At 72.5% G+C, this 13,857-nt stretch carries 12 protein-coding genes; 5 read left to right on the top strand and 7 right to left on the bottom strand.

The genetic code is table 11. From position 1 onward, the window contains the following. A partial coding sequence (locus tag MFF04_RS07310; RefSeq protein WP_283206350.1) for a DNA translocase FtsK occupies nucleotides 1-1,960 on the bottom strand: 1,960 nt, incomplete at its 3' end. Nucleotides 1,961-2,435: 475 nt separating this feature from the next. Here MFF04_RS07310 and MFF04_RS07305 point away from each other — a divergent pair. From MFF04_RS07305 to MFF04_RS07295, 3 genes are all read left to right on the top strand, one after another. Further along, the gene (locus tag MFF04_RS07305) at nucleotides 2,436-4,502 is read left to right on the top strand and encodes an NAD(+) synthase (protein WP_238274765.1); all 2,067 of its coding nucleotides are present in this window, start codon (nucleotides 2,436-2,438) and stop codon (nucleotides 4,500-4,502) included. 110 nt (nucleotides 4,503-4,612) lie between these two features. Next, nucleotides 4,613-4,840 carry a hypothetical protein gene (locus tag MFF04_RS07300; protein ID WP_238274764.1) on the top strand — a complete coding sequence of 76 codons (228 nt, stop codon included), beginning with the start codon at nucleotides 4,613-4,615 and terminating at the stop codon, nucleotides 4,838-4,840. A gap of 90 nt (nucleotides 4,841-4,930) precedes the next feature. Next, on the top strand, nucleotides 4,931-5,326 hold the full coding sequence (locus MFF04_RS07295) for a PilZ domain-containing protein (protein ID WP_238274763.1): 396 nt from the start codon (nucleotides 4,931-4,933) through the stop codon (nucleotides 5,324-5,326). A gap of 18 nt (nucleotides 5,327-5,344) precedes the next feature. Here the strand turns inward: MFF04_RS07295 and MFF04_RS07290 are convergent, their stop codons facing one another. Next, nucleotides 5,345-5,821, bottom strand: a complete 477-nt coding sequence (locus MFF04_RS07290) for a YaiI/YqxD family protein (protein ID WP_238274762.1) — start codon at nucleotides 5,819-5,821, stop codon at nucleotides 5,345-5,347. After that, the gene (locus MFF04_RS07285) at nucleotides 5,818-6,255 is read right to left on the bottom strand and encodes an HIT family protein (RefSeq protein ID WP_238274761.1); all 438 of its coding nucleotides are present in this window, start codon (nucleotides 6,253-6,255) and stop codon (nucleotides 5,818-5,820) included. The genes MFF04_RS07290 and MFF04_RS07285 overlap by 4 nt, the downstream gene beginning before the upstream one ends. A gap of 154 nt (nucleotides 6,256-6,409) precedes the next feature. Between MFF04_RS07285 and MFF04_RS07280 the strand changes: the two genes are divergently transcribed. Next, the gene (locus tag MFF04_RS07280) at nucleotides 6,410-7,396 is read left to right on the top strand and encodes a cation diffusion facilitator family transporter (RefSeq protein ID WP_238274760.1); all 987 of its coding nucleotides are present in this window, start codon (nucleotides 6,410-6,412) and stop codon (nucleotides 7,394-7,396) included. 4 nt (nucleotides 7,397-7,400) lie between these two features. On the opposite strand, the gene MFF04_RS07275 is transcribed toward MFF04_RS07280, so the two are convergent. The 3 genes from MFF04_RS07275 to MFF04_RS07265 are packed head-to-tail and all read right to left on the bottom strand — an operon-like array spanning nucleotide 7,401 to nucleotide 10,278. Then, nucleotides 7,401-7,883: a glutathione peroxidase gene (locus tag MFF04_RS07275; RefSeq protein ID WP_238274759.1), complete on the bottom strand. Its 483-nt coding sequence runs from the start codon at nucleotides 7,881-7,883 to the stop codon at nucleotides 7,401-7,403. 5 nt (nucleotides 7,884-7,888) lie between these two features. Continuing rightward, the gene (locus tag MFF04_RS07270; RefSeq protein ID WP_238274758.1) at nucleotides 7,889-9,055 is read right to left on the bottom strand and encodes a M20 aminoacylase family protein; all 1,167 of its coding nucleotides are present in this window, start codon (nucleotides 9,053-9,055) and stop codon (nucleotides 7,889-7,891) included. Then, nucleotides 9,052-10,278 (bottom strand): GNAT family N-acetyltransferase, encoded by a 1,227-nt coding sequence (locus tag MFF04_RS07265; protein ID WP_238274757.1) that lies wholly within the window; start codon nucleotides 10,276-10,278, stop codon nucleotides 9,052-9,054. The genes MFF04_RS07270 and MFF04_RS07265 overlap by 4 nt, the downstream gene beginning before the upstream one ends. A 167-nt stretch (nucleotides 10,279-10,445) precedes the next feature. Here MFF04_RS07265 and MFF04_RS07260 point away from each other — a divergent pair, with 167 nt between their 5' ends. Beyond that, complete coding sequence (locus MFF04_RS07260) at nucleotides 10,446-12,734, top strand: FdhF/YdeP family oxidoreductase (RefSeq protein WP_238274756.1); 2,289 nt, start codon at nucleotides 10,446-10,448, stop codon at nucleotides 12,732-12,734. Between the two features lie 34 nt (nucleotides 12,735-12,768). On the opposite strand, the gene MFF04_RS07255 is transcribed toward MFF04_RS07260, so the two are convergent. Further along, the gene (locus MFF04_RS07255) at nucleotides 12,769-13,764 is read right to left on the bottom strand and encodes a catalase family protein (RefSeq protein ID WP_373319981.1); all 996 of its coding nucleotides are present in this window, start codon (nucleotides 13,762-13,764) and stop codon (nucleotides 12,769-12,771) included. Between the last annotated feature and the right edge of the window lie 93 nt (nucleotides 13,765-13,857).

Raw genomic sequence — 13,857 nt, 5'->3', positions numbered from 1 at the left:
CGATGATCGGCTCACCCCCGATGTTCTTGCCAAGACAGAGGGCAAGCTTGTGCCGGCTCTCGTGGAAGTCGCCCGCCGAGAGCAATTCCCTGAGATAGACCGTCTCGCGCTCGTCGTTCGGCAGCTCGATGCCGATGACGTTGCGGCCCGGCACGACGGCGACGCGGGCCGACACGGCGGACATGGACCGGGCGATGTCGTCGGCGAGCGCGATGACGCGGCTCGACTTGGTGCCCGGCGCCGGCTCCAGCTCGTAGAGCGTCACCACCGGACCGGGGCGGACGGCCAGGATGTCGCCCTTCACGCCGAAGTCCTGGACCGTCTGCTGGAGGTTCAGCGCGTTCTGCTCCAGCACGTCGGCATCGACCTCGCCGGTCTCCTTGCGCTGCGGCAGGGCGAGAAGGTCGAGGGCCGGCAGCTCGTAGCCCGCGCTGTCGAAGGAGGCGACGCCGACATGCCGGCTCGCCGAGACGAGATGCGGGCGGCCGACGATCGGCGCCGCGGAGAGCGCGGGCGGAGGCTCGGCGGCAGGGGAGGGGGGCGCGAAGGCGATGACGTCGGCGACGATCCGCTCGGCGGCCGCCTCCTTCTCCGCGCGGACCGCCTCGACCTCGGCCTTGGACGGCGCCGGCTCGGCGTCGGGCTGCGGCGCGGATTTCGAGCGCAGCAGCACCGGGCGGGCCACCGGGGCCGGAGCGGGCGCCGGCTCGCGGGCGCCGGCCGGGGGAACGGCGACCGACTGCCCGGCCCGGATCGCGGCGCGGGCGGCCATGGCGTGGACCGGGCGGGCCGGCGCCGGAACGGGGTCGAGGGTCGCCGTCTCGGTCGGGACGAGGGTCAGCACCGGGCCGGCGGCATTGTCCTGGCCGTCGGCGCCGCGGGCGGGCGCCTCGAAACGCATCATCCGGTCGAGGGCGTAGGCAGGCGCGCGGGGTAGGGCCCGCAACAGCGTCACGTCCAGGGGAACGGAGACGAAACCGGAGGCCGGAGCCTCGGGGCGGCGGGCCACGGCGGCGGGCGGCAGGAAGGCGAAGGCCTGGGACGGCGACGGAGCGGCGACGGGCGCGGTCTCCGGGACGGCGGGACCGCCCTGGAGCGCGCTCCAGGCCTCCACCGCCGACCAGTCGTCGCCGTCGAACCAAGGGCTGAGGGCCGACCATTCGCCGAGATCCGACCAGTCGCGGGGCTCAGGCTGCGGCGTCGGCGGGATCGCGGCGGTCTCGGGGCGCGGGGCGGGCGCCCGGCGATCCGGCGTGCGGAAGAAGCGCACGCCGGGCGGGGCCACGAAGGGCTGGCGCCAGAGGGGGACGTCGCTCGCGGCCACGCTCTCGGCCAGCGCCGCCGCCTCGGACAGCGCGGCAGCCTGCGCGAGAGAGGCGGCCTCGGCCGCCTCGGCGGCTTCGCGGGCGCGGGTCTCCGCCTCGATCCGGGCGGTCTCCGCGAGGCGGGCCGCCTCCTCGATCCGCGCGGCCTCGGCGTCGCGGGCGCGCTGGCGGCGCTCCTGAAGGATGCTGTCCGGGGTGCGGGTGAATCGCACCGCCTCCGGGGAGGCCGCCGGCCGCGCCGGAACGGGCGCGAGGGCGGCCGAGGCCGCGACGGGATACTCGGGGGCGATGGCGGCGGGCCGGCGCGGCTGGCGCACGAGGAGGCCCGGCCCCGAGGCGGCGACGTCGATGCGGCTCTCGGGCCGGGGCGCGAAGGTCTCCGGAGAGGCGCGGTCGTCGAAGACCTCCGCCGGCCAGGACTGGTCCGATCCCCGCTGGCCGTTCACCCAGGCGCCGCCCTCCGCCCAGGAGAGGGGCGGCTCCTGCGTGCGGTTGTCCTGGTAGCCGTCCGACCGGCCGAGCATGGCCTGCGGGCTCGTCATCCAGCTCGCGGGCGGGCGCGTCGCGGAGACGGCGTAGCCCGGCCGCTGCGGCAGGCCGGCGAGGCGCCGCGTCAGGCTCGCGCGGAGCGACATCAGCCGGCTCGCGAGCGCCCCGATCGAGAGGGCCGCGCGGTCGCCGCCGCGGCTCGGGCGGGAGGGATCGCGGAGGGAATACGGAGGCCGTCCCGAAGAGCGCATGGGGTCTCTGGCAAAGGCTACGCGGAGGAACCGTGCCGCCCGAAAGCGGCCCGATCAGTTAGGGCTGGCGTCGTTAACGAACGCTTGCCGCGAGCCTCCTTCCGCCTGTCCCGGCGGCCCTCGGATCGTGGCCGGGAACCGGCGCGATGCCCGATCGCGGGAGGGATGCGCTCTCCGGGACGGCGCCTTCGCCGTGGTGGAAGCGCGCGGCGCGACAAGGACTTGGCGGCGCCCGTGAAGGCAGCGCAATCGGGAGCGGCGCCGGGCGCACTGGAGGCTTCGCCGCACCCGTACTAGCTTCGCGGCCGGGCGCCGCATCGGCCGGGCGCCGCGAGGGGTTGGTGGAGATGACGAGCCGGAGCCCGCAGCCGTGAACGCCCCGCCCAAGCCCGCCTTCCGTTCGCTCTACGGTCACGGCTTCGCGCGGGTCGCCGCCTGCACGGGGCCGGCGCATCCCGCCGAGCCCGGCCGCAACGTCGCGGAGATCGTCGAGGCCGCCCGCGACTGCCACGGGCAGGGCGCGGTGCTCGCGGTGTTCCCGGAGCTCGGCCTCTCGGGCTACGCCATCGAGGACCTGTTCCTCCAGGACGCGCTTCTCGACGCCGTCGAGGCGGCAACGGCGGCGCTCGTGGCGGCCTCCGCCGCGATCCGCCCGCTGCTCGTGGTCGGCGCGCCGCTGCGCTGGCGCTCGCGCATCTACAACGGCGCGCTGGCGATCCAAGGCGGGCGCCTGCTCGGCGTGGTGCCGAAGACCTACCTGCCCAACTACCGGGAGTTCTACGAGAAGCGCCACTTCGCCTCCGGGGCCGGCATCACCGGCGAGACGATGCAAGTAGGCGGGCTGGAGGCGCCCTTCGGCACCGACCTGCTCTTCGCGGCCGAGGACCTGCCCGGCTTCACCCTCGGCATCGAGGTCTGCGAGGACCTCTGGGTGCCGCAGAGCCCCGGCATGGACGCGGCGCTCGCCGGCGCCAGCGTCATCGCCAACCCGTCGGGCAGCCCGATCACGGTCGGGCGGGCGCAGTCGCGGGAGCTTCTCACCCGCGCCGCCTCGATGCGGGGCCTGTGCGCCTACGTCTACGCCGCCGCCGGCCTCGGCGAATCGACCACCGACCTCTCCTGGGACGGGCAGACCAGCATCGACGAGACCGGCGTGCGGCTGGCCGAGGGCGAGCGCTTCGCCACCGGGCCGGTGCGGACGCTCGCCGACATCGACCTCACCCTGATCCGCCAGGAGCGCCTCCAGGCCGGCAGCTTCGACGACAACGCCGCCGTGACCGGGCGGCCCTCCTATCGCCGGATCGGCTTCCGCCTCGACCCGCCGGGGGACGATCTCGGGCTGATGCGCCGGGTCGAGCGCTTCCCCTTCGTGCCCGCCGATCCCGCCCGCCTCGCGCAGGATTGCTACGAGGCCTACAACATCCAGGTCGCCGGCCTCGCCCGGCGGCTCGAGGGGATCGGCGCGAAGCGCGTCGTCATCGGCGTCTCGGGCGGGCTCGACTCGACCCATGCCCTGGTGGTGGCGGCCAAGGCCTTCGACCGGCTCGGGCTGCCGCGCTCCGGCATCCTCGCCTACACACTCCCGGGCTTCGCGACCTCGGACGCCACCAAGGGCAACGCGCACGCGCTCATGCAGGCCATGGGCGTCGGCGCCGGCGAGATCGACATCCGCCCCGCCGCCCGCCAGATGCTCGCCGATATGGGCCACCCGTTCGGTCGGGGCGAGCCCGTCTACGACGTCACCTTCGAGAACGTGCAGGCGGGCCTGCGCACGGACTACCTGTTCCGGCTCGCCAACCAGAACGGCGCCATCGTCATCGGCACCGGCGACCTCTCGGAGCTGGCGGTGGGCTGGTGCACCTACGGCGTCGGCGACCAGATGAGCCATTACGGCGTCAATGCCGGCGTGCCGAAGACCCTGATCCAGCACCTGATCCGCTGGACGATCGGCAACGGCCAGTTCGGCGCCGAGGAGGGCCGCATCCTCCAGGATATCCTCGACACCGAGATCTCGCCGGAGCTGGTGCCGGCGGGTGAGGGCGAGGCACCCCAGAGCACCGAGGCCGCCATCGGCCCCTACGCGCTCCAGGACTTCAACCTGTTCTACACGCTGCGCCACGGCTTCCCGCCCTCGAAGATCGCCTTCCTGGCGCTCCATGCCTGGGGGGACGCGGCAAGCGGCGCCTGGCCGGAGGGACTGCCGGAGGAGAAGCGCGTCGCCTACGGCCTGCCCGAGATCCGACGCTGGCTGAGGGTGTTCGTCGGCCGCTTCTTCGGCTTCAGCCAGTTCAAGCGCTCCGCGATGCCCAACGGCCCGAAGGTCTCGGCCGGCGGCGCCCTCTCCCCGCGGGGCGACTGGCGCGCGCCCTCCGACACCAGCGCCCGGCTCTGGCTGGAGGAGCTCGACCGAAACGTGCCGGATACGGAAACGGCATAGAAAGAGCCGATTGATCCGTCAGCCATGTGCCCCACGGCACCTCCCGTGACGGCACGCACGTGGCATGTGCCGACCTTCGCCGCTCGACCGACCGCACCCCGGAGGCACGGATGCGACGCTACAACCTCTTCCGCCTGAACGGCATCGACGGCCTCTGCTGCGCCGTCCCGGAGAGCAGCGCCGTGCCGAGCTTCGTCGGCGGCGGCCGCTGGAGCTTCGGCGGCCGCCTCGACGAGGGCAGCCCCCGCCCCCTCGACTTCGACGACCGGGCCGCTGACACCGCCGTGCGCTTCAACGGCTTCTACCTGTTCCAGACCGTCGACCCGCGCTTCGCCTGAGGGTTCCGTAGGCGAATTCTTAACCGCGTCGGTGCGAGCCTCCGGTGCGATGGCCGTATCGACTCGGACGCGGCCGGCGAGCACAGCATCATGACGGTCGATAAGCGTTCCGAGCTGCGGCAGCGCGTGTTCCTGCGCGGCAAGATCCTGTTCAACAACGGGGCGTCCAGCATCGACTGCCTCGTGCGCGACATCTCCCGCGTCGGCGCCCGTCTCGCGCTCAGCGAGACCACGAGCCTGCCGGAGGTGTTCGACATCCACGTCGCCCAGAAGGACCACACCTACCGCGCCCGCCTGCGCTGGCGCCGGGAGGACGGGGCCGGCGTGACCTTCCTCGATCAGGAGGCCGCGAAGCCTCCCGTCAACGAGACCGGCGACGCCTCGGTGGCGGTGCTCCTGCGGCGCATCACCGAGCTCGAGACCGAGAACGCCTCACTGCGCCGGCTGCTCGCCGAGATCGCCGGCGGCCGGGTCGGGACGGCCTGACCCGGAGGCGCTCCGCCCTCACACCGCCCGCCGCAGCCTGACCACCGCCCGGTCGAGCGCCCCGAGGAAGGCGGAGCGGTCCCGCGCCGAGAACGGCTTCGGCCCGCCGGTGATCGCGCCGGCCTCCCGCAGCTCCTGCATCAGGTTGCGGGTGGCGAGCGCCATGCCCACGGACGCGTCGGTGAAGGCCTTGCCGTTCGGCGCCAGAACCGAGGCGCCGGCCCGCACGCAGCGGCTCGCGAGCGGCACGTCTGCGGTGACCACGATCGCGCGCGGCCCGGCCCGCTCGGCGATCCAGTCGTCGGCGGCGTCCAGCCCGTCCCCGACGATCACCCGCTCGATCCAGGGCTCGCGGGGGATCTGCAGGAAGCTGTTGGCGACCACCGTGACGTGCAGGCCATAGCGGGCGGCGACCCGGTAGACCTCGTCCTTCACTGGGCAGGCGTCGGCATCGACGTAGATCGTGATGCCCGCCCGTTCCGCGGGCTCGCTCACGCCTCCAGCGCCGCGCGGATGCGGGCGGCGTGCTTCGCCAGCACCTCCGGGTCGGCCATGCCGCCCTCGTGGCGCTTGAGCGGCACGCCCTCCCGGCGGGGCACGATGTGGAAATGCAGGTGGAACACGGTCTGGCCGCCGGCCGGCTCGTTGTACTGGAACACGGTCAGCCCGTCGGCGTCGAAGGCGGCCTTCACCGCCCGGCCGACCCGCTGGAGCGTCGCCGTCACGGCGGCGAGGGAGGCGGGGTCGGCATCGAGGAGGCCGCGGGCCGGCGCCTTGGGGATCACCAGGGTGTGACCCTCGCCCTGGGGCATCACGTCCATGAAGGCGAGAGTGTCGGCATCCTCGTAGACGGTCTGGGCGGGGATCTCGCCGCGCAGGATCTTCGCGAAGATGTTGCCGGGATCGTAAGCGGGCGTGTCGGCGGTCATGGCGGTCCGAGGGTTCGCGCGGGCGAGGCGCACAGGGATGTCACGGCCGCGCCGGCCCTGTCCATGCGGAAGGCCGGCGCCATCATCGCAGAACCGCTCCGCTTGCCGCGCGTTGGCGCCCCGTCGCGTCGCGGAGGCGCGGGCGGGAGCGGACATGGCAGGGCAGGGTCAGGGCGGCGAAGGGCATGCGAGCACCGGCGCCATCTACACGGCGGCCGGCGCCAACCTCGCCATCGCGGTGGCGAAGTTCGCCGGCGCCGGGCTGACCGGCAGCACGGCGATGCTCGCCGAGGGCGTCCACTCGCTCGTCGACACCGCGAACCAGGGGCTGCTTCTGTTCGGGATGCGGCGGGCGAAGCGCCCGGCGGATGCCCGCCACCCCTTCGGCTACGGCCGCGAGGTCTATTTCTACGCCTTCATCGTCGCGCTGATGATCTTCCTCGGTGGCGGCATCTTCGCGATCTACGAGGGCGTCGAGAAGATCGGCCATCCCGAGCCCGTCCGCGACGCGACGGTGATGGGCTATGCCATCTCGGGCTTCTGGACGAACGTCGCCATCCTCGGCTTCGCGATCCTGGCGGAGGGCTATTCCTGCCTCGTCGCGGTCCGCTCGTTCTGGGCGGAGAAGGGCGAAAAGCCGCCGCTCACCGCGATCCGCTCCAGCAAGGACCCGGCCCTATTCACGGTGCTCGCCGAGGACGTCGCGGCGCTCATCGGCCTCGCCATCGCGCTCGCCGGGGTGGTGCTCGCCGAGCGGCTCCAGATGCCCGCCCTCGACGGCTGGGCCTCGATCGGCATCGGCCTCGTGCTGGTGGCGATGGCGCTGTTCCTGATGGTCGAGACCCACGGGCTCCTCGTCGGCGAGGCCGCAGACCCGGAGGTGGTCGCCGCGATCCGCGAGATCGCCGCCGCCGAGCCCGGCGTGCTGCACGTCAACGAGGTGCTGACCCAGCATCTCGGCCCCTCGGACATCCTCGTGAACCTCAGCGTCGACTTCGCCGACGACCTCAGCTCCGGCGACGTCGAGCGCATCGCCGCCGGCCTCGACCGGCGCCTGAAGGCGCGGGTACGGGCGGTGCGGCGGGTCTTCATCGAGGCGGAGGCGATGGCCCCGCGCGGCCCGCAGCGGCACGCGTCCTGAACCGTCAGGCGGCGAGCGCCTCGCGGATCGCGCCCTCCAGCGCCGCGGGCTTCGTCCGGGGCGAGAACCGGGCGAGCACGCGCCCATCGCGGCCGACGAGGAACTTGGTGAAGTTCCACTTGATCGCCTCGGTGCCGAGGAACCCGCGCTTCTCGCGCTTCAGATGTACGAAAAGCGGCTCGGCGCCGGCGCCGTTGACCTCGACCTTGCGGAGCACGGGGAAGCTGACCCCATAGCTGAGCGTGCAGGCGGCGGTCTCCGCCGCCCCGCCGGGCTCCTGGGCGCCGAACTGGTTGCAGGGAAAGCCGATCACGGTCAGCCCCGCCTCCCGGTGGCGCTGCCAGAGTTCCTCGAGCCCCGCGTATTGCGGGGTGAAGCCGCATTTCGAGGCGGTGTTCACGAGGAGCAGGACCCGGCCGCGATACTGCGCGAGCGGGTGGGGGCTGCCGTCGGCGGCGGGCGGCGCGAAGTCGTAAGTGGCGGTCATCGATCTCAGGGGGTTCGCGCCGTGCGGCGCTCGACGAGGCGGGCGAGGTAGGCCGCGCCGAGCGGGATCAGGCTGTCGTCGAAGTCGTACCCCGCGTTGTGCAGGCCCGGCCCCGGCGTCGCGCCGAGCCAGGCATAGGCGCCGGGCACGACGTGGAGCATGTCGGCGAAGTCCTCGCTGCCCATCTTGGGCTTGCAGTCGGCGTCGACCTTCTCCGCTCCGAACAGCTCGGTGGCGATCTCCGCGGCGGCCGCCGCCTGTGCGCCCGCGTTCTCGAGGACCGAGAACACGTCCCGGACATCGACCGCGATCTCGACCCCGTAGGCCGCCGCGTACCCTTCCGCCAGTTCGCGGATGCGCCGGGCGATCAGGCTCCGCAGCTCCGCGTCGAAGGTCCGCACCGTACCGGCGAGATGCGCGCTCTCTGGGATGACGTTGTAGGCCGCGCCCGCGTGGATCTGCGTGATCGAGACGACCGCCGCCTTCAGCGGGTCGGCGTTGCGCGAGACGATCGACTGCATCGCCTGCGCCAGGGCCGTGGCGACGAGCACCGGGTCGAGGCCGCGGTCGGGCTGGGCGGCGTGCGCGCCCCGGCCGGTGATGCGGATGTCGAAGAAGTCGGCCGCGGCCATCATCGGGCCGGGGCGGACCTTGAGCCGGCCGTGGGGACCGTTCGGCGCGTTGTGCAGCCCGTAGATCTCGTCGCAGGGGAAGCGCTCGAACAGCCCGTCACGGAGCATGGCGCGGGCCCCGCCGAGCCCCTCCTCGGCGGGCTGGAAGATCACCACCGCAGTGCCATCGAAGGCGCGCGTCTCGGCGAGGTAGCGGGCGGCCCCGAGCAGCATGGTGGTGTGCCCGTCATGTCCGCAGGCGTGCATCTTGCCCGGCACCGTCGAGCGGTAGGGAAGGTTCGTGGCCTCCTCGATCGGCAGCGCGTCGAGCTCGGCCCTGAGGCCGATGCGGCGGCCCTCGCCGGAGCGGCCTTCAAGCACGCCGACGAGGCCGGTGCCGCCGATCCCCCGATGCACGGCGTAGCCGTAGCCTTCGAGAAGCCCCGCAACGAGGGCCGCGGTGCGCGTCTCCTCGAAGCCGATCTCGGGATGCGCGTGGATGTCCCGGCGGAGCGCCGTCAGCTCCTCGGCGTAGTCCTGGATATGCGTGATGGGATTCACTCGGGCTCCCCGGTGCAGCGGCGGAAGGGCGTCGCCTCGCCGAGGAGCTCGGCGGCCGCCTCGACATGGGCGCGCTCGCGCTTGAGATAGTCGGCGACCGCGTTGCGCAGGGCCGGATCGGCGATGTCGTGGGCGGAGTGCATCAGCACCGGCCGGTAGCCGCGGGCGAGCTTGTGCTCCCCCTGCGCCCCGGCCTCGACGCGCTTCAGGCCCCGCGCGATGGCGAAATCCATGGCCTGATAGTAGCAGACCTCGAAATGCAGGAAGGGGTGGTCCTCGATGCAACCCCAGTTGCGCCCGTAGAGCGCCGTGTCGCCGATGAAGTTGATGGCACCGGCCACGTAGCGCCCGGCGCGCCTGGCCATCACCAGCAGGATGCGCTCGGGCATGGCATCGGCCACCAGCGAGAAGAAGCGCCGGTTCAGGTAGGGCCGCCCCCATTTGCGCGAGCCGGTGTCGACGTAGAATTCGTAGAAGGCGTCGAGATGCGCCTGCGTGATGTCGCGGCCGGTGACGTGCTCGATCGCGATGCCGTCCGCCAGCGCGTCCCGCCGCTCCCGCCGGATCGCCTTGCGCTTGCGCGAGGCCAGGGCGCCGAGGAAATCCTCGAAGCCGGCATAGCCCTCGTTCTCCCAGTGGAACTGCTGGTCGGTCCGCTGCAGGAAGCCCAGCGATCCGGCCTGCTCCCACTCCCGCTCGCGCATGAAGGTGACGTGGATCGAGGAGGCCTCGACCTTCTGCCGCAGCGCCCTCAGGCCCGCGGCGAGCGCCGCCGCGGCCTCGTCCGGCGCCTGCCCCGGCGCCACGAGGAAGCGCGGGCCCGTCACGGGGGTGAAGGGCACGCTGACCTGGAGCTTCGGGTAGTAGCTGCCGCCGGCCCGCTCGTAGGCGTCGGCCCAGCCGTGGTCGAACACGTACTCGCCCTGGCTGTGGCTCTTCAGGTAGCAGGGTGCCGCGCCGATCAGCCGGCCTTCCCGCTCGACGGCGAGGTGCAGGGGCATCCAGCCCGTCTTGCGCGAGACGCAGCCCGCCTCCTCCAGGGCCGAGAGGAAGGCATGGCTGACGAAGGGGTTGAAGGTCTCGTCGCCAGCCGACAGCGTCTCGGGGGAGGTGGCGCAGGCATCCCAAGCCGCCGCGCCGATCTCCGTGAGCTTCGGCAGCGCCCGGACGGTGAGGGCGGCCGCGTCGGAGGCCCCTGGGGCCGCCCTGCCTGTGGATCGCATGGGCCCAATCTAGCCGTCCCGGCGGGCGCGGCAACGGCGTCGACGCGTCCCGCGGTCCGTTGAGCGGCCCGCGGGACGCGGCCGAACGTCCGGGGAACGTTGGCCTCCGGGCCCGGGTTGCGCCTGTCGGACCCGGCGCGCGATCCGGGCGAGACAGGATCCGTGCCATGGCCGAGGCCACCGCGAACCCCGAGGACGACACCGTGCACTACGACGGCCCCGCCGGCGGCTGGGGCTCGGTGCGCGGCATAACGCGCATCTTCGGCAAGGAGGCGGCGAGCCCGCTGGCGATGGAGACGCTCGCCCGCCAGAACAAGCCGCACGGCTTCATGTGCGTCTCCTGCTCCTGGGCGAAGCCCGCCGACTACCACCCGTTCGAGTTCTGCGAGAACGGCGCCAAGGCGACCCTCTGGGAGCTGACCTCGAAGCGCTGCCGGCCGGAGTTCTTCGCCGCGCACACGGTGACGGAGCTGCGGGGCTGGCGCGACTACGACCTCGAGGAGCAGGGCCGGCTCACCCATCCGCTGCGCTACGACCCGGCCTCCGACCGCTATCTCCCCTGCGCCTGGGAGGACGCCTTCCGCGAGATCGGCGCGGAGCTGCGCCGGCTCGACCCATGGGAGAGCGTCTTCTACGCCTCCGGCCGGGCGAGCCTGGAGACGAGCTACCTCTACGGACTGTTCGCGCGGCTCTACGGGCACAACAACCTGCCCGACTCCTCGAACATGTGTCACGAGACGAGCTCGGTGGCGCTGAAGAAGACCCTCGGCGTCGGCGTCGGCACTGTCGTCTACGACGACCTCGCCAAGACCGACTGCCTGCTCTTCTTCGGCCAGAACCCCGGCACGAACTCGCCCCGCTTCCTCCATCCCCTTCAGGAGGCGGCCAAGCGCGGGGCCGAGATCCTGGTGTTCAACCCCGTCCGCGAGACCGGGCTCGAATCCTTCACCAACCCCCAGAGCCCGCTGGAGATGGTGACCCGCAAGGCGACGCCCATCGCCACGCAGTATCATCAGGTCCGGCCCGGCGGGGACATCGCCGTGATCCTCGGCATCTGCAAGCACGTCTTCGCCGCCGACGATCTCGCGAAGGAGGAGGGCAGGCGCGTCCTCGACGCCGCCTTCATCGAGGCCCACACGCACGGGCTCGAGGCCTTCGAGGCCCGGGTCCGCGGGACCGCCTGGGCCGAGATCGAGCGGGAATCGGGCCTGCCCCGCTCCGCGATCGAGGCGGCCGGCGCGGCCTACGTGAAGGCCGAGCGCGTCACCGCCTTCTACGGCATGGGGCTGACGCAGCAGGTCCACGGGTTCGACAACGTCGCCATGCTCGTCAACCTGCTGCTGCTGCGCGGCATGATCGGGCGGGACGGCTGCGGCATCTCCCCCGTGCGCGGCCACTCGAACGTGCAGGGCCAGCGCACCGTCGGCATCGGCGAGAAGCCGGAGGAGGTGCCCCTCGACAAGCTCGCCGCGCAGTACGGCTTCGAGCCCCCGCGCAAGAAGGGCCTCAACACCGTCGAGGCCTGTCAGGCGATCCTCGGCAAGCGCGTGAAGGCCTTCCTCGGCCTCGGCGGCAATTTTCTGCGCGCGATTCCCGAGCAGGTGGCCATGGAGCTGGCCTGGACGGACCTGCGGCTCACCGTGCAGGTGGCCACGAAGCTCAACCGCAGCCATCTCGTCAATGGCGCGGTCGCCTACCTGCTGCCCTGCCTCGGCCGCACAGAGGAGGACCGCCAGCAGAGCGGGCCGCAGGCGGTCAGCGTCGAGGACACCTTCTCGACCATCTACGGCTCCCTCGGAAAGCGCACGCCCGCGAGCGAGCACCTGATGTCGGAGGCCGCGATCGTCGCCGGCATCGCCCGCGCGACCCTCGACCCGAACCCGCGGGTGCCCTGGGACACCTGGATCGCCGATTACGGCCTGATCCGCCAGGCCATCGCCGAGACCTATCCGGAGTTCTTCGAGCGCTTCAACGACCGGCTCTGGCAGAAGGGCGGCTTCTATCGCGGCAACAAGGCCCGCGAGCGCATCTGGGAGACGGAGAGCGGGAAGGCAGAGTTCAGCCTGCCGGCCTCTCTCTCGGCGGTCGGGTTCGCGGACGCGCCCGGCCGCTACCGGCTCATCACCCTGCGCTCGAACGACCAGTTCAACACCACGATCTACGGCTTCAGCGATCGGCTCCGCGGGATCGAGGGGCGCCGCGACGTTCTCCTGATGAACCCGGATGAGATCGCCCGCGCCGGACTGGAGGCGGGGCAGAGCGTCTCGCTGACGGCGGATGCGGAGGACGGGATCGCCCGCGAGGCCGGGCCCCTCGTCGTCACGCCCTTCGCCCTGCCGGACGGATGCCTCGGGGCCTACTATCCCGAGATGAACCCGCTCATCGCCCTCTCGCACCACGATATCCAGTCGAAGACGCCGGCCGCCAAGGGCGTGCCGGTGCGGATCAGGGCGTGACGTTTCGCGCGCCCGCCGAGGCCGGGACGGACCGTCAGCGGGGCTCGTGGATCGGGCAGCCGTTGTGCTCGGCCCGGAAGCCTGCCGACTTCGGGTAGACCGCCTGCCGGGCGCGCATGATCGAGCCGAGGGGGCGGTGCGCCGCGATGCCGTGCCAGGGGCTGAAGGCGAGGCCGTCGTCGAGGCTCCTGCGCTTCTCCGCGTTCCAGGTCTCCTGGCGCGGCACCGCGATGCGGGCGACGGTGACGTAGGGGCTCTCCTCCTCCGGCCAGACCGCCGAGGCGTCCTCGACCGGCATGGTCTCGGGGTTGGTGAGAAGCTGCGCCCGCACCTCCCACTCCGCGCCTTGATCCGCGAAGAAGGCGCTCACCGCCTCCCGCAGGGCGTCGGGCGAGGCGCCGAGATCGAGGGATTTGCCCGTCAGCGCGGTGAGGTTCGGGGAGGCCGGGGCCACGGAGAGCTTGGCGACGTAGTCGCCCCAGCGCACCGGCACCTGCGTGTAGAAGGTCTCGCCGAGGATGTGGGTGGCGGGCTGGCCGCCAAGGCCGATCACCGTGGCGCTCTTGGTGCCGAGCGCCTCCAGCAGGCTCTCGATCCCGCGCATCAGGGCCGAGACGCCCTTCTTGAAGATCTGCGGCGTGTCCGTGGTGGCGGCGAGCAGCTTCAGGTTGCCGAGGAAGGCCGCCGCGTCCTTGGCCGAGAAGGCCGGGGCGTTGGCCATCACGAAGTCCTGGGTGCGCCCCTCGGCGCCCGGCAGCCGCTCGCCCTCGACGCCGACGATCTTCAAGGCGAGGCCGCGGGGCGTCGAGACGCTGTCGTCGAGGATGTCGCCGGGGTTGGTGGAGAGACGCAGCACCGCATCGTAGCCTCCGGGCCTCGCGAAGACGCCCTGCGCCAGCTCCGGCGGCAGGCCGCCCTGCACCTCCAGGCGGCCCTTCAGCAGCCCGTGCGCCTTGGCGTGGACGCCACGCACGGCGTGCCCGTAATCGGCGAAGGTCGTCTCCTGGATCTTCCGGAAGGTCGCGATCATCTCGTCGTGGATCCCGGCCTCCTCCGGCTTCGGAGCCTCGAGGTCGGGCGTGTAGCGGACGGCCTGCGGCACGGAGGGCTCCCGGTTACCGCC

The sequence above is a fragment of the Methylobacterium jeotgali genome (assembly GCF_022179345.1).
Lineage (GTDB): Bacteria > Pseudomonadota > Alphaproteobacteria > Rhizobiales > Beijerinckiaceae > Methylobacterium > Methylobacterium jeotgali.
Note: the sequence above shows the minus strand (reverse complement) of the source record. Positions and strands in the feature narration are given on the sequence as shown.